Here is a 25313-nt window from a genome sequence, read left to right as displayed (position 1 = left end):
TATCTGTTAACCATTTTTCGGTAAGCCTAAGCAATAATGCTTTAAAAATTTTCCCTGGCTGCTAATTAAATACACAAAATTAGAATGTTGTAATTCATATTCGTTTGTTTTTACATCAAATATTTTGGATGTATAGAAGACCTTAAATTGATCTGCTAATTGTTCAATATCTTGTACTCTTCCCGTTAAACCTATAAAATTATCATCTATTTTTTCTAAATATTTTTTTAATACCTCACTTGTATCATGCTGAGGATCTAGAGTAATAAAAACTACTTGTACTACAATATTCTCTTTCTTCAAAATCTTAATAATATCTTCTACTCTTTTTAGTGCTTGGTTGTCATATAAGGAATAGGTAGTACCAAAATAAATCAAACTTAAATGACCTTGCAAATGGGTACTATCAAATTTCTTTCCTTCTTGATCTATAAGAGTGAACTTAATTTTAGGTGAATCGTCCATATTACTAGTTTTTGCACCAATCTTAAGCTTAGACGGAGTTAATGAAGAATAAAATAAACATAAAAATATTATGCCCGTAATCATAGCTAGGGCTATAAAAATTTTTATAATATACATTTGGTTTTTATTATTTCTCATAACCTAAGTAATTATTAATATTTATTTATAATAAAACTTATTCTTATCATATATGCAATAAAAATCATCTTTTACTGTATTAAATATCGTAATATCTAAATTGTGATATTTTTATCATATACATATTTTAGTTAAAATTAATTAATTTATTAACTAAGTTGAAATTTTTTGAGTTAATCTTAAAGTTAGATTATTAAATAAAAAAACAACTAGAAAACGGATTAATCATGTACAATTATACCGCTTATGTAAAACGTTCAAATGACAAACCCAAAAAACAAGAAAATACGGAAATAGTAGACAACACCACCCCCGAAGACCACCCACCCCAAACACTAAATGACAACACCAATGAAACTCAACCGATACAAACACCCCTAAATCAAAATTCGTTTGAAATAACAAATAATATTGAAAACAATAAGGCAGAAAATATGAGGGATACAATGATGTTGAAACAAGAAGAAATAGAAAATTTTATATCCGATATGTTAAAGGATAAAAATTTTATCGACTTAATTAATAAAGATAGTGAGAAATATGAATCTATTATTGATGGGAATAATAAAGCTATAATTATATTAGGGCAAGAGAAAGAAGATTTAAATCTCATAGCTAATTTTCTTAAAGACGGTAAATTAATATTAGAAAGTAATGAGTATGGAGATTGGGACTTCTCAAAAAAAATCTAACAGAAAGTTCAAATATTTTAGATAGTTTTTATATAAAAAATGAAAAATATTTAACATATAAAAGTTCTTATTTGGATGCTGCTAATTCATCCTCTGAATCTACTATTGATAAATTTTTTCTACAAAAAATTCTAAGTACAACTCCTACTAAATTTATATTAGCAATAAAAAATATTGAAACCAAAAACTCTAACTCTTCCCTTGTCAAAGCCAATCTAGAAAAACTTGTCGGTATATTTGAACAATTTACTAAATTATTGAGATATATTGATATAAATGAAAGTAATTTATCTATAGTAGTGACCGATAGTCCAGCAAACAATAATAATACTCGTATATCTAAAATTATTGATGACACTATAAAACTCGGTAATTTTAGCGATGAGCAAAAGATTATTATTAATAAAATAAAAGATTCTATTTATTTATTACCTCAAGCTAGCGAACAAGCAAAAGACTATAAAGATCTATTAAATATTACAGATGATAATTATATCATTCCAGATGAATATAATAAAATAACAATCGACGGTGAAAATTTAACATATATTTTAAATTCTATAAATGTAATTGATAAAGAAATACTAATTAGTATCAATGAGTTTAAAACATATATAGAAAAAAAATGGAAACAAAATATAGAAAGTAATTTAAGTTTTGAAGATATTTCGGCTAAAACAGACAAATTGAAACAATTAATAGATATAGTAAATTGTTATAAACAGTTAGAAAACAATGCCAAAACTATAGGAAGTTTCTTAGAAACCGTTAAAAAATTAAATCAGCTTTTAGAAACACCGAAATTAGAAAATAAATTAGAGAACCTTCTAAATTACCTTAAATATTTATCTGACATCAAATTTTCTGAAAAAGAAAATTTGGTTACAATTAATTCTGCAAAATGGTTTAACGATTTATTTAGTAACCTTGGGGCATATAATATAAAAGAAAAGCTATTAGAATCATTTAAGCATACAATATGCAAAGATAAAGATTCATTCTATAACAAATTAAATGAGACTATTGAAAAATTTTATGAAGATATCAAAAATAACGATGTTTTAGATTTAAAAGCAATCAATAATATATATAACTTAAAAAACTTTTTACAGCATATTAACAATTCTAGCCCTGATATTGAAAATCTAGATAACATTAAATTATTTTTAACAAAGAGCTTTAAGAATTTTAATAATGTATTAGGTATAACTATAAATAATAGCATTAGTAATTTAGAAAAACTAATAGGCTCAGTCAGCAAGCAAGAAGCTAAATCTCTTTGGAAGTATATTACCGCCTCTAAATCTATTACAGAAATATCTAGAAATCTTGATGAAGTAATATATGATAAGCTTTTACATAAGCCTGTGTTACCGGATCAAGAGCTACCTATTTACAATTTATTAGAAAAATTACTAAAAGAAACTCATAAATCTATTAATGATTGTTATAAAAACGAAAACTTATATAAACATCAATTAGCAGAAATTTATTGTGGGCAAGCACAAATCTATACAGCTAATGGCTCAACAAAACTATCTAAAGAATCAATAGAATTGTATGAAAACGCTGCTAATCTTGGTTCTGAAGAGGCAAATATAAAACTTGGGAAGATTGAATTTAAAAGCGGAAATTATGTAAAAGCTTTAGAATATTTTAAAACTACTACTCATATATCTTATGCAAAAGAAGCTTTTAATAAATTATTACATCTCAAAGAATCAGAACTAAAAAAGAAAATACAGCAAAAGAACCCGCAAGATATAGCTAAATTAACATCAGAGATAATTGAATTATATTCAAGCCAAGGTGATTTTTATAACCAATATAATTTAGATATATCAGAAAAAAGTCTGCAAGATTCACTAAAAGTATTTTTTCTTAATACGATAGCTCTCATAGAAGAACAAGGAAGACCTAAACCTTACGGAATATTATATGATTTGTCTAAAGAGTTAGCATCAATGATTTCTTCACCTTGTATTCAGCTTAAATTTATACAACAAGCTGAAAAATACAAAAATTTAGCAGAAAAATTTAAAGAAGAAAAACTAGAAACTGATTATACGAATATTACGACAAGCCGGTCACATGATTCATATTTTAAAGAACCTTTACTTAAATTCAATGATATAATCCCTAATACTTCATTTAAAACATATTATGATAATAATGAAGATTCTAGCAATATGTTAGGTGCTTGTTATAATTCCTCAGAGTATCCTCAATGAGAAAAATTTAATATCTCTTAATACAATTTTTATAGACAAGTAGAAATGTAGTGCTAGTATAAAAATAGCTATATTTAACGATGAATTAGATTATGACAAATAATCAATTTTCCGAAGATACCAAAAAAATCGCCGATCAAATAAAAGATGCATTAATGGGTATTAGTAACGATCTTGTACTTGAGAGTAAAGAGGTGGAGGAAATTTTTGAAGAATTAAGCCAAAATGAAGAGTTTGAGTATGAGATAGAGCGGATACTTGCTATCTTAAACGAACAAACTATGGATTTAACTCAACTGCAAAGCCGAATTATCTTATTAATCCGTAAGTATTTAGGTAAAACTAAAAACTTAAAGCTTAAAATGGATGAGAAGCTCGTTAACAAGAACGTTGCCGAAGTCAGTAATTATTTAATGCATCAACGTTCTAAAATCGTTAGAGACGCTAATAAAAACCTTGCAAACCCAAAAGATAAATTACAAGGTATAACCAAACAAGCTAGAATGGACTTAAAGCGTTTAATAAAGAGCTTTGCCGTTTATCAAGTTTATATGTTTATGAATCCAAAAAGAATAGCAGGAGAAACAAAGCTAATGAACTTCGCCTATAATATGATCAGAGGGGGAATGAAACTCGCTAAAAAATACGAAGGCGGCAAGGAAAAAGACATTAAATCATATTCACCCAGACTTATTAAAAAACTTGAAAAAGCTCATGCCGGCTTTAAAAAAAGTGGCGGTATATCAATTTAACTATTGTATCTTTTTATAAAGAGCTTATATTAAACTAACATTAACATTATGATAGGTATCAAGCTTTCAACTTAAATTATTCATGTAAACTTAATATTTCGGAACTAATAACTTAGGTACATCTTGGCTGCAGTACTCAAGAAAAACACCACGCTCAACCTGTAAAAATTAACATACAACTCTTTCTATCAACTCCTCCGCCTGCTACTGTAACGGATAATATAAACGATACTGTTTGTTATGCAGAAATCGTACGACTAGTACAAAAACTTTCTCAAGAAAATCACTTTAATCTTATCGAGTATTTAGCTGCACAAATATATGATATTATTTATCAAAATTTTATCGAATCTAAATTAAAAAAGATTTTTCTAAACGTAACCGTTACTAAATTAAAATCACCGGTTTCAGGAGTGCATGGCGGAGTTTCTTTTTCTTATTCCGGAAAGGATATATACTACAAGTCAATGAAGAGTTGGGTAGACGAAGCTCAATTTGAAAAAGAGCAAGGAGATTGTAAGCAGAGGAACGGAGCGTATAATAATACGTGAGGACCGAAGGACTTACAAAGCGACGAAGTCAATTTTTCAAATTCAGCGAGTATACTATGATTTATATTTCTATAAGCAGTAATTTAGGTAATAGACTTTTAAATATTAAAAAAGCTTTAAATTTACTAAAAAGCTGTGATTTTAGATTGCTTAAGCAATCTATTATTTTTGAAACACAAGTTATTCTACCACCTAATGCAGATAAAGCTTGGAATAAGTCATATTTAAATATGGTGGTGCAGGGTAAAAGTACTTTAACGCCTAGTAAACTTCTAATTGAGCTTAAAAAGATTGAAAAACAACTAGGTCGAGCAGACTCTTACGATAAATGGTCTCCAAGAGTTATTGACTTAGATATCCTACTTTGGAGTAATTGCCATATAGATTTGCCTGATTTAAAAATACCGCATCCTGAATTATTAAACAGACCGTTTCTTATTCATCTAATTGCAGGTTTAAGTTTGGAATGTCGTTATACATGTCCGACTAATAATTTTTACAACAATAAAACCTTTGCAGAAATAGCACATTTAATTGAGAATCAAGGAGTTATACGCTCTCTTGTTTTAAATCCTCAATTTGTCGGTATTTTAAATATTACTCCTGATTCTTTTTCTGATGGAGGATTAAATTTTCATAAAGAAGATGCCGTTAGAAATTTTGTACGCTTGATAAATGAAGGGGCTACAATAATTGAGCTTGGATCACAATCAACACGTCCTTCTGCTTTAATTATTAATGAAGATGAAGAATATGCAAGGCTTGAGAATGTTCTTGAAGAGCTTAGGGAAGTTATAAAGGAAAAAGAAGTTATAGTCAGTATTAATAGTTTTACTCCTGAAGTAATTAAAAATGTTTTAAAAAAATACCCTATTTCCTGTATAAATTTGGTTAAAAATAATCTAGATAATTATACATTACGATTAATTGCCGATTATAATTGTAAAATTATTACTATGCACTCATTAGCCGTTCCACCGCAAAAACAAAAATGTCTTGATTTCGATAACTCTCCGCTTGCTAACTTAAATATATGGGCAGAGCAAGAAACAACAAAATTAGAAAAATATGGATTTGATAGAAAAAATATCATTCTTGATCCTGGAATTGGTTTTGGAAAATCCGTTTATCAAAATTTATATATATTACAACATATGAAAAAATTTAAAAATCTAGGATGTGAGATATTGGTAGGACACTCACGAAAATCTTATATTTCTGCTTTTTATAATTCCAAAGCATCGGAAAGAGATTTAGAAACAATAGCAATATCAAAATATTTAACAGAGCATGGAGCTGATTATTTACGAGTGCATAATGTTATAGAGCATCAAAGATTTTTTGTAACAGACCATATGATTAAACTTTCATCTCATGAAAAATAGAAAAATCATCGGTATAATGGCATGTGACCCACAAGGGGTGATAGGTAATAAAGGTCAGATGCCTTGGTCTTATACTAAGGAGTTTGAATATTTTTATCAGACGGTAAAAAATAATATTATAGTCATGGGACGAAAAACCTTTGACTCTATACCTGCAAAGATTTTAAAAAATTGTATTTGTATTGTTTTTTCAAGAAATACACCGTTACAATCTTATAATAATAGAACTCTTCGGAAACTCGCTTATAGGGAGGAATTTGAAGGAGACACGGAACGCAGAACCGCAGCGTACGTGAGGATTCGAGTACCGGATCGACGTACAAATTACCCCTAGAAGTAGAGTATCCGAAGAGTTCTATTATATTTTTTATTAAATCTTTAGATGATTTTTGGCGGGTAATAAAACCTTTTACTGATAAGAAAATTTTTATGGTTGGAGGGGCAGAAATAGCGACTCTTTTCCTAGAGCAAAATCTTATTGATGAATTTTTACTTACAAAAATAAATAAAAATTATGATGGAGATGCTTTTTTTCCTATTGATTTTCTAGCAGGATGGCATTCGGTAATAATAGACAAGACAAATAATTATCAAATTTACAAATTCATTAAATAAAGAGGTAAGATGAAATTTTTAGAACAGCTTAATATAGATCTTGAACAATATAACCTTTTAAATCATCCATTTTATCAATTATGGAATATGGGGAAACTTACTCATTCTACTTTACAAATTTACGCAAAAGAATATTATCATCACGTTACAGCTTTCCCACGTTATATAAGTGCAATACATTCCAAATGTAGTGATATAAAAGCTAGGCAAATATTACTTGGTAATCTTATAGAAGAAGAGCAAGGTGAAGAAAATCACCCGGAACTATGGAAACGTTTTGCTGAAGGGCTTGGATGTTTAAGAAGCCGGCTCACTTCAGAACCTAAATTAAACTCAACTCAAAAACTTGTTCAAGGTTATTTTAACTTAACAGAGAAATCTTTTTCTATAGGTCTTGGAGCACTTTATGCTTATGAGCGTCAAACTCCTGAAGTATCTGACTCTAAAATTCAAGGATTACAAAAATTTTATGGAATTTCAGATTACAGAACTTTACAATTTTTCATTGTTCATAGTAAAGTTGATCAATGGCATACACAAGAATGTGCAAATTTGATTAATAATTTAAGCTCAAAAGAACAAAAATTAGTATATCAAGGAGCGATAAAAGGTGCAAAACTACTATGGCAATTTCTAGACGGTATATATACTCGGTCAATTTCAAAAATTGGCTACGTCGTTCTACAAGATCTGCGGTACTCACGTATTAAGTATACGCTCCGTTCCTCGCCTTGTGAACTCCTTGCTCTTTTTGAAATTGACCTTCGTATACCAACTCTTCATTTACTCGAAGTATAAATATAACGCATCATTAACTATTATTCTCTTTCATAAAATGAAAAATATCTTCCTACATTCTTTAACTCTTGAAAATTATCGTAATTTTAAAAACCTTGAACTAAAAACAGATAATACCCCAATAATTTTAATAGGTGAAAACGGTAGCGGTAAAACTAATATTTTAGAAGCTATATCACTATTTTATCCAGGCAGGGGCTTGCGATCAGCAAAACTTGCCGATATATGCAAGGCTTCAGAAGATCAGTGTCTAGTTAAAGCTCTATTGCAAAGCAAATTAGGGCTTGCAGAATTTACTACACAATTTAAACGTAGCTCTAATAGAAGAATAACCGAGTATAACGAAAGTAAAATAGCCAATAATGAGTTAAGTAAATTTACTAGCATGGTATGGCTGACTCCGCAAATGGAAGGTATCTTTACAAGCGGTAGTAGTGATAGAAGAAAATTTCTTGATAGAATAGTTTATAATTTTGATTCAAAGCATGCAGAATTAGTTAGTAAATATGAATATTACATGTATGAGAGAAATAAAATTCTAGCAGAAGATATAAGAGATGATAATTGGCTGAAAATCATCGAAGAAAAAATGGCTGATATGTCTAGTCATATTGCTAATAATCGCTTAAAAACCTTAGAATTTATGCAGCAAGCAATAGATGAACTTGAAAATGAATTTCCAAAAGCCGATTTATCGATTGACGGCATTGTTGAACAAAAAATATTAGATGGCAAAGAAAATATTGTTAATTTTATTACTGCAGAACTTTATCAAACAAGAAGCAAAGATAAACTACTTGGTCGCACTAGTTTTGGAGTTCATAAAAGCGACTTTTTAGTAAAGCATCAAAAGAAAAATATCTTAGCCAAATTCTGTTCTACCGGTGAACAAAAAGCTATATTAATTGCAATAATCCTTGCTGAAATGAATTATGCTATAAAGCTAACTAAAATAGCACCGATTTTACTTTTAGACGAGGTTTTTGTGCATCTAGACGACAAAAGACGAGGGTATTTAATCGAATTTTTTACCGGTTTAAACATGCAGCTATGGGTTACCGCTACCGATCTAGAGGGAATAGAAAATTTTGCAAATAAAGCCCAATTGATTAAGTTACCTATCATACTGTGATTTGACTAGCTTTGTTGCGTCGATACTACACGTCATTGCGAGCAGTCGTAGACTGCGTGGCAATCTCATGAATAGTAACAAATTCCTGAGATTGCTTCGTCAATTACTTCGTAATTTCTTCGCAATGACAAGAAATTATATATAAATTATATTGCTTAATCTTTTAAAACTCCTTAGAATTATTTTTTTATTTAAGAAAAATATATGACAAAACAAGCTAATAAAATATCCTACGATGAAGTACCTTACTCTCCATTTACTTTCAGTTATACCTCCCCACCGTATTTAAGAACTATCGGTAAGCTATTTGGACTAAACCCTTCGCCTCTTGAAACTGCTAAAGTACTTGATATCGGTTGTGGAGTTGGTGTTAATCTGCTTAACTTTGCTGAAACATATCCTAAATCGCAATCTCTAGGTGTTGACTTATCCAAAACCCAAATAGAATTAGGTAAAAAAATTATCAGTGATTTGAAAATAAAAAACGCCGAACTAAAAGCATTATCTATATTGGACCTTGATGAGTCATACGGTAAGTTTGATTATATAGTTTGTCACGGCGTATATTCGTGGGTGCCTAAAGAAGTACAAGATAAAATACTTGAAGTCTGTAATAAACTGCTAAATCCAAACGGTATCGCTTTCGTAAGCTATAATACGCTGCCTGGCTGGAATATGCAGAGAACAATACGCGAAATGATGATGTTCCATTCAGAGCTATTTAATACTAGCCACGATAAATTACAGCAAGCTAGATTACTTTTAAAGTTTATCAATGACTCATTAGAAAGTTCTACAACTCCTTATTCTAATTTCCTACGAGATGAAACAAAATTATTATCCGCATATACGGACTCGTATGTATTACATGAATATTTAGGCGAAATTAATACAGGTACATATTTTCACCAATTCATAGAAAAAGCTCAAAACAATAATCTAAATTACTTAGGCGATACGTCGATTACTGCAATGTTTATCGGTAATTTACCGACTAAAGCAGCAGAACAACTACAAGCTGTTAACGATATTGTTCGTACAGAGCAATATATGGATTTTATCACTAATAGAAAATTCCGTTCGACATTATTATGTCATCAAAACATACCTATAAACAGAAAAATTGAATTTAATAATTTAAAAGGGTTTTATACTAGCCTTAATATTAGACCAGTAACTCCGGAAAAAGACGTTGATTTAACTAACGAGCAGGAAAATATTAGCTTCTATTACGAAAATTTACCTGATCCGTTTATTTCAACTACTTCACCGATTATAAAAGCTATTTTATATGTATATGCTGAAAATATTAGCAATCCGATAAGCTTAGAACAAGTAGCAAAAGAAGCTTTTAAAAAGCTTGGTAAATATCAATTACAAGATTTCTTAGCAACATTAGAACAGCATTTTATCACATTCATTTTTCAAGGTTATCTAAAAATATTTGAGACCAAGCCGCATGCTATAGCAACTATCACCGAAAAACCCAAAACTAGCGAATTTGCAAGATACCAAACAAAACAAGCACATTTTAATAATGTAACTAGCGTGTTTAGCGTCACTAATAGACTTAACGATATGGTAGGTATACCGATACATGAAAAATATATTTTAGAAATGTTAGATGGTACGCATAATATTGATGATATTAAGAAAGGCGTTCTTGAAAAAATTAATTCAAAACTTTTAACTGCTCGTGATGATAAAGGGCAAGAAGTAACTGATCCAAAACTATTAAAAGAATTTGTTGACTATGTAGTTACTGCATCCCTTGAGAAATTTCGGATGAGCTATATGTTAGTAGGGTAAGTTAGTATGGCTTTGTCGTCATTGCCCGCATGGATACCACCCCTTCATTGCGAGCAGCCGTAAGGCTGCGTGGCAATCTCATCAAATATCCTGAGATTGCTTCGTCAATTTACTATTGTAAATTTCCTCGCAATGACGATTTGGTATTTAGGCTACTAATTTTTCACGTAATACTTCAACTAACTTATTAATTGCTTCAGTTGGGTGGATGTTTTCAAGGATAGCAAGCTCGCCTGCGAGTCTATTTAAAGCTGATTCGTAGAGTGTTCTTTCACTGTAAGAACGATCATTATCAACATTTTTATGTAAGTCCCGTAATACTTCGGCTATGGCTACAATATTACCTGAGTTAATTTTGCCTTCATATTCTTGGGCTCTTCTACTCCACATTCTATTTCCTTGTTTTGGTTTACCTTGAAGAGTTGAATATATGACATCTAAATCTTTTCTGCTTGCAACCGCTCTAAGACCAACAACCGCAGCTCTACTAACAGGCACTTTTAATGTCATTTTATCTTGCGAAAAGGAAATTACATATACTTTAATTTCAGTACCTGCAATAGTATGATATTCAATATTTGTTATTTCACCAACTCCATGTGCAGGATAGACAATTCTCTGCCCTATTTTAAACTCGGATTTTTGTTCGGTTTTATTTTCGGATTGTGTTGTATTTGCCATTATTAATTCCTCCGTAGTGGTTTTAGTGCCTAAGAACTTAATTTAGACTATTATTTTCTATAGCATAGCACATTTTGCTTCTATTATAAAGTAGATATTTTTATTGAAATAAAATTGATACGCTTTTATTGTAGAGAAAGTTAATAGTTAAGGGAAAGTTATGCGAAGTATTTTTATCGTGCCGATATTTTTATTATTTTTGAGTAGTTGTTCAGAAGAAAAAACACAAAATAAGAACCAAGAAGAGAAACAAATAATAGTGCAGGAAACTCTGCAAAACAACAACACTTCTCAAGAAATAAATCAAGAAGCAGTAAATTCTGAAAATGCAGCTGAATCGATAGTACCTGCTAACGATAATAATCAGACTGATGAAGTATCAACGCCGCCTTCACAAGAACAAAAAAATCCTGAAATAAAACCTGTTAAAGTTACTTTTAAAGTTGATGATAATGATATGGTTCTCGGTAACAAAAAATCAAATGTTATAGTAGTCGAGTATTTTTCTCCTACCTGTCCGCATTGTGCTTATTATCATCAAACAATTTTTCCGGAACTTAAGAAAAAATATATCGATACTAATAAAATTGCATATGTGGTTCGTGAATTTATTGCTACAAAACAAGATTTAGACGCTGCAATTTTAGCCCGCTGCAAGGGTGATATAAATAGTTTTGTACAGTTTCATAATATCATATTACAACAACAAGATAAATGGGCATATAGCAATAAATACAGAGAATTATTAACTGATATAGGTCAGCTTGGCGGTGTTCCTCCGGAAGAATATAAGCAATGTTTAAATAGTGATAAAATTACTGAAACGCTAATTGCTAATACTAATTTTGTAGCAAACGCACCAAAATTTATAGGTACTCCTTCTTTCTTCGTTAACGGAGTACAAACCGGAAATTATAGTATAGATAGTATTTCTACGGCAGTCGATAAAGCTTTAGAGGAGCAGAAAGAAAAAGCAAAAAATGAGATGAGTTTGTAATTTTGACAGTAGATCGTCATTGCGAGCAGGCATTGTTGCGTAGACCGGTAAAACCTATTGTGTCACCCCGTGGCTTGACCACGGGGTCCATAAAAACAATAAATAGTATTTTTAACTGGATCCCGTGGTCAAGCTACGGGATGACAGAGGTGAAATTGATCCACGTCTTCTCGCAGACGGAGATAAATTAATGAATACGGAAAAACTAAAAGATATCAAAGCAAGAATTAAAGATTTAAAAACTTCTAAGATTTCTAATTCTAAGATTCAGCAAGAAATTAGCCCGTTCACTATCGCTGTAGATTTAGTTTCAGGTACAATGATAGGTGTCGTAATTGGAATATTTACGGATAAATTTTTTAATTCTAAACCTTTATTTCTTATTATATTTACAATAATAGGAATGATTGCCGGCTTTAACATTATAAGGCAAAAAGTGAATAATAAAAAGTAAGGAAATGACTCATAGCCCTTTAGCACAATTTGATATCAAAAAATTGATAGACATCAAAATGTTCGGTTTTGACGTCAGCTTTACTAATTCGAGTATCTATATGTTACTTGCTAGCATCTTAGCTCTAACTTATTTTTACTTAGCTTTTTATAACCGGAAATTAGTACCTTCTAGATTACAAGTAAGTGCTGAAATAGTTTATAATCTTGTAGCTGATATGTTAAATCAGAATATAGGAGTAAAAGGACGCAAATTTATTCCGTTAGTTTTTAGTTTGTTTATTTTTATTTTATTCTGTAATTTACTTGGTATGACACCTTATAGCTTTACTGCTACTAGTCATATTATCGTTACTTTTACCTTAGCAATTCTAGTATTTTTAACGGTCACTATAGTCGGTTTCGTAAAACACGGCTTACGTTTTTTAACTCTTTTCTTACCACACGGTACTCCTTTATGGTTAGCACCGTTGATGATAGTAATTGAACTATTTACATATTTAGCAAGACCGGTTAGTTTATCATTGCGACTTGCCGCTAATATGATGGCGGGACATGTTTTATTAAAAGTAATAGCCGGTTTTACCGTTTCATTAATGATTTACTTGAAATTTCTGCCAATCCCTCTTATGGTGATACTAATTGGGTTTGAAATTTTTGTTGCAATACTTCAAGCTTATATTTTTACTATTTTATCTTGTATGTATCTTAATGATGCTATTAATTTACACTGATGCGAATAGCGGATTATTACATAATTCGCTATTCGGTTAGTAATAATTTATATACCTTGAGTAAATGAAGAGTTGGTATACGAAGCTCAATTTGAAAAAGAGCGAGGCGTTTTGAAGCTTTTAACCGCAGCGTACATACTAGTACGTGAGGATTAAAAGCAAAAAATAACGAAGCCAATTTTTTAAATTCAGCGAGTATATATTTATTTTTTGTTTAATTAAAAGTTAGGTTTTTTATGGATATGGTTTCTTTAAAATTTATTGGTATAGGGCTTATGGCTATCGGCATGTACGGTGCGGCTCTAGGCGTTAGTAATATATTTAGCTCTCTACTTAGTTCAATAGCACGAAACCCTTCAGCTGCAGAAAACTTACAAAGAATGGCTCTGATCGGTGCAGGTCTTGCTGAAGCAATGGGACTTTTTTCCTTTGTAATTGCTATGTTACTTATTTTTTCTTAAAATTCATTTTTAAATAAGATGCCTCAATTTGATATTGCTACCTATTATTCACAAATTTTTTGGCTTATCGTTACTTTCGGCTTATTGTATATCTTTGTTTATAAATTTATCACTCCAAAAGCCGAAGAAATTTTTAATAATAGACAGACAAATATTCAAGATAATATTACGCAAGCCGACACGCTAACCCAAGAAGTAGAAAAGCTAAATAAATATCATAACGAGGAAATAGACAAAACAAATACCGAAATAGATAGGCTAAAAAAAGAAAAAATATACTCTTTAGAATCAGAATTTTTAATTAAAAAAAAGAATCTAGAGCAGGATTTAAAAAACTCTATAAATCACAATATTGAAGATATAAATTTAGCTGCTAAGCAATTTAGAACTAATAAAAGCGAAGCAATTATAAAGCTTGCAGTTAATATTATTGAAAAAATAGCCGGAGCTAAAGCAGATATGGATAGCTTAAAAAGCCTACGTCATTGCGAGGAAAATTACGAAGTAATTGACGAAGCAATCCAGTAAAAAATGTATAACATTTTTTTATTATTTTTCTGGATTGCCGCACTCCTTGCAGTCGCTCGCAATGACGATATTGATAATTAGGCAATAACGTAAAAAAATAAAACAATGAATTTCCTAGATGAAAGCTTTTGGCTTGCCGTTAGTTTTATAATTTTTGTATATTTAATTTATAGACCGGCAAAAAAAGCCATTTTAAATTCTTTAGATGCTAAGATTTTAGAAGTCCAAGAAAAAGTTCTAAAAGCTGAAAAGTTAAAAGAAGATGCTGCCTTGCTTTTTGAACAAACCAACGCACAAATACAAAAATTAGAAACTTTACGCTCTCAAATGATAGAAGAAAGCAATGAAGTTACCAAGAAAATCATTCAAGAAAAAACTAAAGAAATTGAAGAATTTTTAGAGCATAAAAAATCTGATGCTATACAGTTAATTCAAAACCAAAAATCAACCGCAACTAAAGAGCTACAAGATGAATTTTGCGATGAGGTAATAAAACTTGTTTCCGAATATTTTCAATCAGCTAAATTTTCAGAAAGCAATATCGCTAAAAATTTAATGGATAAATCTGATTCCTCTCATAATAACGATAAATCTACATAGCCACACAACCGCTACCTAGCAATTTCCTTAAGATTTCCTCGTCATTAATACATGTCCGTAATATTGAGCCGTCAATAAAATATTCAGGATGTTCGTTTGTTATTTTGTTTGTTAATTCAGGATAGCTTGCAGCAAATTCTTTTACACAAGTGAAGTTTTTGCTAGGGCTGTTAATCGCTCCTAGACAAATTGCTTCAAAGCATAACATTTTAGCTATTTCTATATTTTTAACATTTGCTAAAGCTCTTAGTTGTTTTGCTAAATATCTATCGCCTAAATAGCCTTTCACCCCCCAATTTCCTAAGATTGAGAACTTACTATTCCATTTATCTTTAGCAGCACTAATATATATTTTATTTAAAACGTTCTTTTGTATTTTTTGTTTAATTTCTAATGTAACTTCCTCAAAATCACCTCTTTGTAATATAAACTCCCTAGTTTCGTTATTTTTTATAAATTCCGGAGCGTTTTTCTCAAGGTAATTTTTTAATTCCTTAGTAATAGCATAATTTGAACTTAAAGTTTGCATAAACATTAAATAAGCTTGTTTTTTAAGTTCTAGAGTTTTATTTGTATCGCCTGAGTCTTGATAAGTTATACTGATATTATTAAGAGAGGTAGCAACATAAGGACGGTTACTTTGATATAAGGCTTTATACATTTTTAATGCGTCTTCAAAATATTTTAGCCCTTTAAAGATATTGCCTAATCTGTGATAGGTAAAACCGATATTACTAAGAGAGATGGCAATATCAGGGTGGTTGCCTTTATATAATTCTTGCTCCATCTTTAGAGCTAACTCAAAATATTTTAATCCTTCAGAGATATTTCCTAATTTATGATAAGTCAAACCTATACTACCAAAAGATTCAGCAACCTTAGGATGATTGCCTCGATATAATTCCTGAAACAACTTTAAAGCTTCTTTTAAATATTTTAGTCCTTTAGAGTTATACCCTGAATCTCTATAAGCTAAACCAATATTATTAAGAGAGCTAGCAATATCAGGGTGATTACCTTTATATAATTCTTGCAATATTTTTAGAGCTTCTTCTAGATATTGCAACCCTTTAGAGATATCACCTAAATTTTGGTAAGCTAATCCAACGCTATTAAGAGAAGTAGCAATATTATGATGGTTACCTTGATATAATGCTTTTAACATCTTTAGAGCTTCTTCTAAATATTTCAAACCTTTAGAAGTCTCCCCTAAATCTTTATAAGCCGAACCTACATTATTAAAAGAGATAGCAATATTATGATGGTTACCTTGATATAATTCTTGATATATTTTTAGAGCCTCCTCGTGATATTTTAATGAATCTGCAAATCGGCATAATATACTTTCATTATAATAACCTATTTTTTGATATAAATTTGCTCTTCTAAGTTTATCTATTTTTATATCATTGTTTAATATTTTTATTATATGTGGATAAAGTAATTTAGCATTTTCCCAATTTTTATTTGGAATATCTGTTACTCGTGGAAATAAATTATTTAGTACTTCTAATAGTCTTATATAAATTTTTTGTTCATCTATAGCATGTTCTTTATATTTATTTATATATTGCTTTGTTATAGATTGCATTAATCTATGTAATTGTAAGCCGGCTTGTTCATTTTTATACGTTAGATTCATTATTGATAATGCTTCCAACCTTTTTATAGGTTCTTGTAGCTTTTCTTCATCTATTAGAAATAATTCTTTGAAAATCTCTATGCTGATAAAATCAGGATCTAAATGTGCAGAACATTACAATATCAACCAAGCTAAAGGTGATTTTTCTAGTAATTGTAGTAATAAAACGGTTTCTATATGATCATCTTTGCTATTTTTAAAGTAATTAATGTAATCATTTACCTTAAGTAATTTATTTTCTTTTAAATACGCTACTGCTTTAGATAGCCTATAAGGTGATACAGCATCTTTACTACCAAACTCTTCTACTAATTTATAACTATCTTTCTCGTTTAATCTATTTCCTAAAGATTTTTCTAAATATAATCTTGCTTCTTCGTTGCTAAAAGGCAGTAATTTAATATTTGTTATATCCTCACTTAAATTATTATTTCTAGTAGTAATTATAACTTGCGTCTTATCGTTAGGCATATTAATTATACCGTTAATATAAGTCTCAATGTCTTTATATGCTTCTACGTTATCAAAAACAAATAATGTATTTGAATTTAAATTAGCAATCCTCTCATGGACTAATCTTATTATATCTTCTTTCTTTTCGCCTATTGTATAAATAGCAAACTCTTTAGCGAGTTGCCTATATGCTTCAAGGACTTTATATGCAGAATCTGCATAAATAAAGCGCACTATTTTCTTTGCTTCATCTCTTTGTTTACAACCATATTCTATAGCTATTGTACTTTTACCTGTTCCAGCGAAAGCACTGACTGTTACAAATCGTTTTTCACTTAAAACTTCTTCTATTTTTTGCAATACTTCTTCACGAGCAATAAAATTATGGACTGGTGAAAGAGGTAAATTACTGTTTATGCCTTTAGTTGCTTCATTAGGAGTATAAGCATTACGGTCTTCTTATACTTCTTTTACTTCAGAACTTACTTCAATTAATCTTAAAATTTGCTCTTTTAAATCATCTACTTTAATATTAGGTGAGTTCGTAAATATATAATATTTGCCATATTGAGGTTTTATTTCGTATAGTTCTTTTATTGCTTTTAACTGTTGTTTTATTAAATTCGGTATTTCTTTTTTATCTATACTTAATTTGCTCAACTGTGCTAGATACCAATCACTACTTCCTTTATTATTCGTATTTGCTATATCTACAGACAAGTTTACTTTTTCTATGCGGTAATGTCCTTTGTAAGAAAGTTCAAATTTTCCTTCAGGGGTTATAATCTCTTTTGATGGGTATCCTTGTGCGGCATTATTTTCTAAATGCTTATAAATTTCTAAAAATTGCTCACTTGCAATATTACCGCTTACAAGCTGATCGATTACTTCTATAAAACTTCCCAATGTTGTTGCTGTAATATTTCTATGTATTAATTTACTTGCCAAATCTTTAATCGTACTACCAATAGGTATAAAATTAAGCACCTTATCTATTGCTTTCTTACCTAATGTGTCATCTTTAGGATCATATTCTATGCAAGGCCAATCTAATATTTTCTCAGATCTTATAGGCTTACCTGTTTCGAGATCAAAAGCATCTAGCATTGAATCAAGTAAATCACCATTTAATGATAGTAAAGTAATATAGCTTTTAATAGGTACAGCTTTATTTAATGTGTTTATTATTTTACTGTTATATTCAGCTGCCGTAATTTTAGGAAATAATCTATATGCTTTATGTATATGCTGGTTGCAAACATTTACAAAATTCGGAGCTGATAAATAAGTTGTTATATTTAAATTTTTTACGTCAAAGGTAGTTTCATGGCTAAGAATATTTGGTTTAAAGCTATCCATAATTTTTGCAGAACCAGGGCTATCGAATGTGATTGCCTTTGCTTCTGGATAATGAAAATCTCTATGAGCAAAATATAAACTAAGCTCTGCAAGCCATGCACCTAAAGAGTGACCTGTAAAAGATAAATTATAATTAATCTCATTAGCATATTTGGTAATTTCCCCTGTAGCCTCATATGCTGCTGCTTGCTGTGCAACTATCTGTCCACCTAAAATACTTTTCAAATGAGTCTTAAGCGGAGAATTAGCTTTAAGCAAATCCAATTTTTCAAATGTAGTACCTCGATAAGCAAGTACCATTTGCTTTGTTCTTTCATTTATATATGAGGCTGCGTAATATCTACCTATTTCAGGCTCGTTAAATATTTTAAATAGTTTCCAATCTTTTAATTGTTCATTTCGGATTTTTACCTTTTCATTATTTTCCTTTTCTACAGCAAACTTTACAATATCATTTTCTTTAGAGTCTATATAAGCGTGCAAACTAAATAAACTTGCACAAAATCATTAGGGTGATGCTTATAGTTTTGATTATTTAAGATAATTTTACTTTCGATTTTTTGTACAAAATCACTAGAAGCATTAGGCATCTTGCCCCAGCTTACATTACCGATAAAACTATTATTTTGAATTTTAGCAGCTACTTCCTCTAACTGCGGAAGCGTTAAATGTAGATTGCTAAAATCTAGATGAACAAATGAAGGGACGTTCTGTTCTAGACATGCTATAATTGTTTGATAATCACTTGTATTAACCAGATTTTTTGAAGAAAACACATCTGCTTTCATAAATATACTTCATAAAATTTTATTGGTTGTATTATATAGCTCTAATTGAACTGAGCTTAGCGTTTTCAACCAAACTTTTTGAAATATTATAAATAAAAAGTTATTACTTTCAATTATTATTTTTATTCTGAATTTAAAATTAGATTATTTGAGGTAATGAGTTTATAGGAAAATATAGAATGGTGACCCCTACGGGACTCGAACCCGTGTTCCCACCGTGAAAGGGTGGTGTCCTAACCGCTAGACGAAGGGGCCTTTAAAGTAGGCAAATAGATATATTAGTCATACCGTGGCTACGACCGGCTCAGTTTTTTTGTTGTCATTCCGTGATTTATTCACGGAATCTAGTTAAAAATACTAATATTAGTATTTTTAGTTTTTTTCTGGATACCGTGGACAAGCCACGGTATGACAGTGATGGAATTAATCTACGGCATAACAGTAAGTTAGAAGTTTTATACAACAACTTTGCCAATATTGCAAGTATAAAAATTATAGGTTTACCTTAAGCTTAACACTACCTTGATGGCTTCTATAATGTTTATTTAGATAATAATTATAATCCAAAGAAATAGTAGTATTCTTGATACTACCTATAATACCCGTTCCTAAATTATAGGATGTTTTCGGTTGTTTCGGTATTGCATAATTTTGCTTAAATTCAGTATCAAATATTTTAACAACTCTATTTATTCTTTGGGTTTTCTCTTTAAAATTATGTTCTACCGCTCCTTGGAATGTTAGACCTAAATTATTAAATTTTAGAACATCTTTTAAAGGTACTTTGACTTTAGTACCGACAATTCCGGACAATATATTATTCTCTTTCATTGTAAGAGCTATTTCTTGTACGTTAATACCGGTTTCATTATATACCCCGTCTCGTGACTTCCCGTATCTTAAGCCGATATTTGGGGTAATAACAAGCTTGTTCTGCAAAAGATAATTATAATTCAGTAATGCTTCCGCATTATAACTATGATTGCTATGTTTTACATTACTTCTAATTTTAGTATCACCATATGAATAAGTTGTCTTATCTTTAATAAAGTTTTTAGAAGCAGATACTAAAGCTTGTAGTGCAAAATTCCTCGGTAATTCTTTTTGTCCGTAAATAGAAACCACATGACTATCAATAAGTTCTTTGTCATTATTTTTACTATTTTTAAATTTAAATACTGAATGAACATTACTGTAAGCTATACCTAGAATATTATTGTCGATTTCAACGTCAAACCCAATAGTAGCACCTTTGTTAGTACCTCTATAACCGGTCATATTTTCTACTCGTCCATGATTATTAGTACCGTACATACCACGCATCCACAAACCTCTTTTTATACGAGATTCTTCTTCATCACCAGCTCCTACCGCTACCATATTATTAGACATATTCATAGATGCATCTAATCTGTTACGAATCATATTATTTACAATAGTATTAACAACTTTCGCTTGATTTAAAGTAGGAGCATTTTTTGAAATTTGCGTTTGCATTTCTTTTTTTTCTTCCTGTTCAATTTTAAGGTTACCCTCAACGGAATCGGATAATTGCTCTATTGTTTCTTCTTTCTCTTCGCTACCATCGCCTAATGCTAAACATTCCTTTTCTCTACCATCACTTAATGCTAATGCACACTCATTACTTGATACAGGTAGTGCAAGTAACCCTTTATCTCCTGCTTTTTGAATACCAGATTCTGTTACTTCTGTGTCTTCTTGTTCTTCATCTCCTGATGGCAAAGAATCTTTTGAACTTAACATTTCCTGTAATATTGATCCATCTAAAATAGCTTCAGGATCTTTCTGGGCTTTAGATTCAAAATCACTAATAGCTGATTCAGGAATTTCTGAACCTAATTTCTTAAGTGCTTCATTTATTTCTTCAAAAGAAACATCATTTAATTTTGATGAATCTGCTATACATGCATTTATAGCATCGTGCATAGTTACTTCTACTTCTTTCAGCTCTTTAATCTTCTGAGTGTTTTGATCAGCTCCTGAGCTTGTACTTGGCAATTGTTCCAGTTCTTGCCTTTTAACTATTACTGCCATTTGATATGTCCGTAGAAGAGCTAATTTAGTTTCACTTGAATTTTTATCACTACTATTGGCTATCTTTGAGCTTGATTGGTCCGGAGTTGGACAGCTATCCTCAGCTCCATATCTATGACCTACTCCTATATCTCCTGTATTATCCCATGATAAATTTGATTCTGCATCACTGTTTAGACTACCGAATGAAAAGGAAAGCGATTTTAGTATTTCAAATTCATGGTTTTGCTCATCTTCATTGCTAAACAGGCTGTTAACAGAAGATGAAGGTGATAACACCGACTTATATTCTGCTTGCTTTAATTGTGATGATACAGATCCAGCTAAATCAAGAGCTTCTAGACTTTTTGATCTAGGTTCTTTTAACTGTTGCGATTCTGCATCACTGTTTAGACTACCGAATGAAAAGGAAAGCGATTTTGGTATTTCAAATTCATGGTTTTGCTCATCTTCATTGCTAAGCAGGCTGTTAACAGAAGATGAAGGTGATAACACCGACTTATATTCTGCTTGCTTTAATTGTGATGATACAGATCCAGCTAAATCAAGAGCTTCTAGACTTTTTGATCTAGGTTCTTTTAACTGTTGCGATTCTGCAGGAACTGCCAAATCCAAACTATTAATGGAATCAGTCACTTTTTTAGGCGTCTCATAATATTTCTTTCTATGCTCATCACGAAGGGCTTGCGTTAATTTAAAGCTATTATTATATTGCCCAAATAACTTAGCTGCATTTTCTACTGCCTCTTTTGCTTGAGTACTATTTGGAGTTTTTATTGCATTTTGAACAACTTGGCTATGTGCCGCTTCAGCTTCTACTAGTTTAGCTTCTTTCTCTTTCTGCCTATTATATGTTAATATAGGTCGTATTTTAGGATGAACTTCATTTGCCACTGCTCTAAATTCATCATCACTTAATGCTGATGTTTCTGATAATAACATATTTGTTATTATCAGGGGCTTTTTTTGCTGTATTTGGTTTAGTGAAGAAAATGACGCTAGGTTATTTAATTCCTCTACATATTGAGGTATTACCGAAGCATCGATTGGCAAGCTCCCAAGTCCTGAATCAATGCTTTTAAGCCCCTCTTCTCCCGGCTGTGGGTCTAAATATGTTGTAAAGTTAGGATTTGAACCTTCTTTTGAACGTTTTTCTAGTAGTGCCTGTTGCATCTTTAATACTGAATCACTTTGTGCAGTTTGTGTATGCACATTACTCCAATCTTGATTAAATCCAACATCTGCATCTGTTTCTATATTATTAAAGTATTTATCCGCTCTGCTTTTAATAGCGTCCAATCTTTTTTCTGCTTCTGCATTATATGCTTTTATATCTTCCGATTTGTGTATTAATGCCTGTTGTAATCCTTGATAGACTTCAATTGCTTCTTGGTAATCATTTTCTATTCCCTGTAAAGCTAAATTAAGTGATTTTTGTTGTGAAGGACTGGTTGTTTGCAGTATTTCACTTCTTTTTACATCTAAGCCACTTATAAGTTGAGCCGCCTTTTCTATTAATTTACTATCTACACTTAAAATAAGCTCCTTATGATGCCCATTTCCCCAACCTAGATTAAATTCGGTATCTTCATCTGTTTCTATACCGCTTGGTAAGCTTCCCAAGCCTGAATCCATACTTTTAGGGTCTGCCACTTCTTGATTCGACAACATTACTGTATAAGGTTGTTGCTGAACTTTTATTGGCTCTAAGTACCCATCTTCATCCTCCGGCAAAGTTCTTTGAAGCTCATGACTTAATTGCATGGTTGACTTTGCTGTTAGCGACTGCTTAGAAATAGTAGCAGCAGAAGAAGTTGTTGACGGAGTAAGAGCTAGTCCCTCTAGTTTTTTTATATTTTCTTCAATCTTATCATTTGTTACCATTGCAACATGATTGTCCATTTGCTCTTGCAGTTTTTTTAGCTTTGTTCTACTTGCTTCCTTTTTTGCATCATTCAATATTTTTTGAGCTTCATCTGACGCCGCTTTTATAGCTTTTTCTTGCTTCTTTATTTTCGATAATTGTTTTTGTGCTTCTTGTCTTTGCTCTTTATCCTCCGCTTGTTGCTGTTTTTTTGTTTTTTCTACAGCAATATGTCGTTGATTTTGTTCTAATTGAATTTCCTCTCTTTCACTTATTAGATCTTTGTATTCTGCACTATTTCTTTTTACTCCATTTGCTTCCGCTCTCTTTTTATCGACTACAGCTTGTCTAGCAGCATTGACTTTCTGCTGTTGAGTAAGCACCTCTAGTTGTTGCTGCTGATTTAAGAATGACCCAGCCGGCGGCATTTCCGTAACCGGAGCTTTTACTTGAGGTTTTATTAAAACTACCTTTTTTACTGAAATATCTATTTCTTCAGATAACCTATTTGCTTCGTTGTTTTTATTTGTTAACTTTTGTTGAAGTTTATCTATTTTTTTATTATTTTCTTTTAATTTTGCATTATCTTTATCCAATTCACGCTTGTTTTTTACTCTTCCGGTCTTTAGACTCTTATTTTCTTCATCTAATTCTTTTATTTTTATTCCTATCTTTGCAGCTTCTGATTTTAGTTTTTCTGTTGTTTTTTGCGATGAAGCTATCTGTTTTTTTAGCTGTTGTAACGGTTTTTTATTTTCTTTACCTTGGGTATTTTTAATTGTCGATTCTACTTCAGCTAACTTGATTCCTAACATCTCATTAACTCGTAATATATTGCTTACCACCTTCTTCGCTACAACCCCAGCACTGCTCAACAATAGAGGTTTTGGAGGAACTGGAGGCTTAGCCTGGGTGCTAGGTTGTACTACTGTCTGTTGTGGCTCGCTACTAAACGATAATCTTCGTACCGCTTTTGAGTTTGTGTTTGGCGGTGTCTTAGCTTCCAAATTATCATTTGGTTTAGAATCTGGAGTAGGCTGATACGGAGTCACCGGTGTTGATGGAGTACCAGGTGCCGTAGTATAATGTTCCGGTGATGTCAGAGTAGTATTTGGTGTATTAGGTGCAGTGACAAAGCCATTTGAAGCTGGGCTAACAGTAGGCGAAGACGCTGTTATTATAATTTCTGGTTTTTGAGGCGTTTGCTCTGTCGGTTCATGAGTATAATTATTTTGATTTTGCTCTACTTTTTCAGTATCTACAAATGTTTTGCTTCTAGTAGGTGGTCGTACTTTTCTCGCTTTTCCGACATCAGACTTACTACGTGCTACCTTTTTATAATGATCCTCTATAGGAATATCTTTTAATGGATTAGATGCTTTAGATTGCTTAGATATTTCCATTTCTCTTATTTCAGATGAAGTATATGTGTTTCTTTCCGGTTCCGGTACAATCACTGTTCCTATCTGCTGCGGTGTATTTGTCGTATCTCTATTTCCGTTTGATTGTGACAATCTGAGCGATAATTTCTTTTCGAGTGCGTTTTGAAATAATGCTTTTTGTTTGCTGCTCGCCATACCCTCAAATGGTATTGCGATTATTGCTCCTACTGAAATAGAGGCCAGAAGAGAATATTTTAAAAATCTTGATTTTTTTAGTAAATTTTGTTCTGTTAACTTATTCATTACAAATATCTCATATTTAAATTAAAATTTTATATACATAAACGTTGGGCATTATAATAAATAAGTTAATAAAAAGCAATATATAAATTAATTTATCTTAGCTTATAATTACGAGAGCATTTTATTCTAATTATTGAAAATATAATAGATATAACATATAATACATTTTTAACTTTCAATTGAAAATGCTACAATATTTTAAAATAACTTTGGAAGCAGAGTATAATAATTTAAATATTTGGTATTTTGTTAGTTTCATTTACGGTATTATTGCTTATTTTTGCTTGATTTTGAGCTTTCATTTACAACAATTTTTTTCATTTTTTGTGCTTGCCTAATATTAACCTTTGCTAGAAATTCTAATATATTTTTACAGTTTACTTATTGGATGATTATTGCTTTTATTTTTGGCGTATTTATCTCTAAATATCGTGTGACAAATTTA

20 protein-coding genes, 1 tRNA gene and 4 pseudogenes are annotated in these 25313 nt (G+C 30.8%); 16 read left to right on the top strand and 9 right to left on the bottom strand.

What is annotated here, in order from left to right; genetic code table 11:
- Positions 1-6: 6 nt before the first annotated feature.
- Complete coding sequence (locus tag RF_RS00230; RefSeq protein ID WP_011270399.1) at positions 7-603, bottom strand: SCO family protein; 597 nt, start codon at positions 601-603, stop codon at positions 7-9.
- Between the two features lie 227 nt (positions 604-830).
- On the opposite strand from RF_RS00230, the gene RF_RS11045 reads away from it, so the two are divergent.
- From RF_RS11045 to RF_RS00180, 10 genes and pseudogenes are all read left to right on the top strand, one after another.
- Complete coding sequence (locus RF_RS11045; protein ID WP_011270398.1) at positions 831-1295, top strand: hypothetical protein; 465 nt, start codon at positions 831-833, stop codon at positions 1293-1295.
- Positions 1296-1981: 686 nt separating this feature from the next.
- A pseudogene (locus tag RF_RS08375) lies at positions 1982-2221 on the top strand (hypothetical protein); the annotation flags it as partial.
- Positions 2222-3618: 1397 nt separating this feature from the next.
- The gene (locus tag RF_RS00210) at positions 3619-4278 is read left to right on the top strand and encodes a DUF5394 family protein (RefSeq protein ID WP_011270396.1); all 660 of its coding nucleotides are present in this window, start codon (positions 3619-3621) and stop codon (positions 4276-4278) included.
- Between the two features lie 167 nt (positions 4279-4445).
- Complete coding sequence (locus RF_RS08360; RefSeq protein WP_318248864.1) at positions 4446-4829, top strand: dihydroneopterin aldolase; 384 nt, start codon at positions 4446-4448, stop codon at positions 4827-4829.
- A 56-nt stretch (positions 4830-4885) separates the two neighbouring features.
- Positions 4886-6214: a dihydropteroate synthase gene (gene folP, locus RF_RS00205; RefSeq protein WP_041405306.1), complete on the top strand. Its 1329-nt coding sequence runs from the start codon at positions 4886-4888 to the stop codon at positions 6212-6214.
- Positions 6204-6437 (top strand): annotated as a pseudogene (locus RF_RS11040) (dihydrofolate reductase); the annotation flags it as partial. The gene folP and the pseudogene RF_RS11040, both read left to right, overlap by 11 nt.
- A gap of 137 nt (positions 6438-6574) precedes the next feature.
- Positions 6575-6829, top strand: a pseudogene (locus RF_RS00195) (dihydrofolate reductase); the annotation flags it as partial.
- A 9-nt stretch (positions 6830-6838) separates the two neighbouring features.
- A complete protein-coding gene (locus RF_RS00190; protein ID WP_011270392.1) occupies positions 6839-7627 on the top strand; it encodes a CADD family putative folate metabolism protein in 789 nt (262 codons plus the stop codon).
- Between the two features lie 37 nt (positions 7628-7664).
- Positions 7665-8759: a DNA replication/repair protein RecF gene (gene recF, locus RF_RS00185; protein ID WP_039594752.1), complete on the top strand. Its 1095-nt coding sequence runs from the start codon at positions 7665-7667 to the stop codon at positions 8757-8759.
- 204 nt (positions 8760-8963) lie between these two features.
- The gene (locus RF_RS00180) at positions 8964-10568 is read left to right on the top strand and encodes a class I SAM-dependent methyltransferase (protein WP_011270390.1); all 1605 of its coding nucleotides are present in this window, start codon (positions 8964-8966) and stop codon (positions 10566-10568) included.
- Positions 10569-10715: 147 nt separating this feature from the next.
- Here RF_RS00180 and RF_RS00175 read toward each other — a convergent pair whose 3' ends face one another.
- Positions 10716-11249: a CarD family transcriptional regulator gene (locus RF_RS00175; protein ID WP_011270389.1), complete on the bottom strand. Its 534-nt coding sequence runs from the start codon at positions 11247-11249 to the stop codon at positions 10716-10718.
- A gap of 160 nt (positions 11250-11409) precedes the next feature.
- Between RF_RS00175 and RF_RS00170 the strand changes: the two genes are divergently transcribed.
- From RF_RS00170 to RF_RS00145, 6 genes are all read left to right on the top strand, one after another.
- Positions 11410-12246 carry a DsbA family protein gene (locus tag RF_RS00170; RefSeq protein WP_011270388.1) on the top strand — a complete coding sequence of 279 codons (837 nt, stop codon included), beginning with the start codon at positions 11410-11412 and terminating at the stop codon, positions 12244-12246.
- Positions 12247-12436: 190 nt separating this feature from the next.
- Entirely contained in the window at positions 12437-12700 is a 264-nt protein-coding gene (locus RF_RS00165) for an AtpZ/AtpI family protein (RefSeq protein WP_039594764.1), read from the top strand.
- A gap of 4 nt (positions 12701-12704) precedes the next feature.
- Positions 12705-13433: a F0F1 ATP synthase subunit A gene (locus RF_RS00160; RefSeq protein WP_011270386.1), complete on the top strand. Its 729-nt coding sequence runs from the start codon at positions 12705-12707 to the stop codon at positions 13431-13433.
- Between the two features lie 236 nt (positions 13434-13669).
- Entirely contained in the window at positions 13670-13894 is a 225-nt protein-coding gene (locus RF_RS00155) for a F0F1 ATP synthase subunit C (RefSeq protein ID WP_010420727.1), read from the top strand.
- Positions 13895-13912: 18 nt separating this feature from the next.
- Entirely contained in the window at positions 13913-14422 is a 510-nt protein-coding gene (locus RF_RS00150) for a F0F1 ATP synthase subunit B family protein (RefSeq protein WP_011270385.1), read from the top strand.
- 105 nt (positions 14423-14527) lie between these two features.
- A complete protein-coding gene (locus RF_RS00145; protein ID WP_011270384.1) occupies positions 14528-15022 on the top strand; it encodes a F0F1 ATP synthase subunit B in 495 nt (164 codons plus the stop codon).
- Here the strand turns inward: RF_RS00145 and RF_RS09570 are convergent.
- From RF_RS09570 to RF_RS08340, 7 genes and pseudogenes are all read right to left on the bottom strand, one after another.
- Positions 15015-16187, bottom strand: coding sequence for a tetratricopeptide repeat protein (locus tag RF_RS09570; protein ID WP_318248863.1), 1173 nt, complete (start codon positions 16185-16187; stop codon positions 15015-15017). The genes RF_RS00145 and RF_RS09570 overlap by 8 nt on opposite strands.
- A pseudogene (locus RF_RS11030) lies at positions 16167-16421 on the bottom strand (tetratricopeptide repeat protein); the annotation flags it as partial. The pseudogene RF_RS11030 and the gene RF_RS09570, both read right to left, overlap by 21 nt.
- 357 nt (positions 16422-16778) lie before the next feature.
- Entirely contained in the window at positions 16779-17477 is a 699-nt protein-coding gene (locus tag RF_RS09565; RefSeq protein ID WP_011270382.1) for an NB-ARC domain-containing protein, read from the bottom strand.
- Positions 17478-17576: 99 nt separating this feature from the next.
- Positions 17577-18959 carry a lipase family protein gene (locus tag RF_RS11025; protein ID WP_231564265.1) on the bottom strand — a complete coding sequence of 461 codons (1383 nt, stop codon included), beginning with the start codon at positions 18957-18959 and terminating at the stop codon, positions 17577-17579.
- Positions 18944-19264, bottom strand: coding sequence for a hypothetical protein (locus RF_RS00125; RefSeq protein ID WP_011270380.1), 321 nt, complete (start codon positions 19262-19264; stop codon positions 18944-18946). Before RF_RS00125 ends, RF_RS11025 begins: the two co-directional genes overlap by 16 nt.
- Positions 19265-19444: 180 nt before the next feature.
- Positions 19445-19519, bottom strand: a tRNA-Glu gene (locus tag RF_RS00120).
- Positions 19520-19756: 237 nt separating this feature from the next.
- Entirely contained in the window at positions 19757-24868 is a 5112-nt protein-coding gene (locus RF_RS08340) for an autotransporter outer membrane beta-barrel domain-containing protein (RefSeq protein WP_011270379.1), read from the bottom strand.
- Positions 24869-25313 lie beyond the last annotated feature (445 nt).

The sequence above is a fragment of the Rickettsia felis URRWXCal2 genome, from assembly GCA_000012145.1.
Taxonomy (GTDB): domain Bacteria; phylum Pseudomonadota; class Alphaproteobacteria; order Rickettsiales; family Rickettsiaceae; genus Rickettsia; species Rickettsia felis.
The sequence above is the reverse complement of the archived record's forward strand: the minus strand, read 5'-3'. Positions and strand labels throughout refer to the sequence as shown.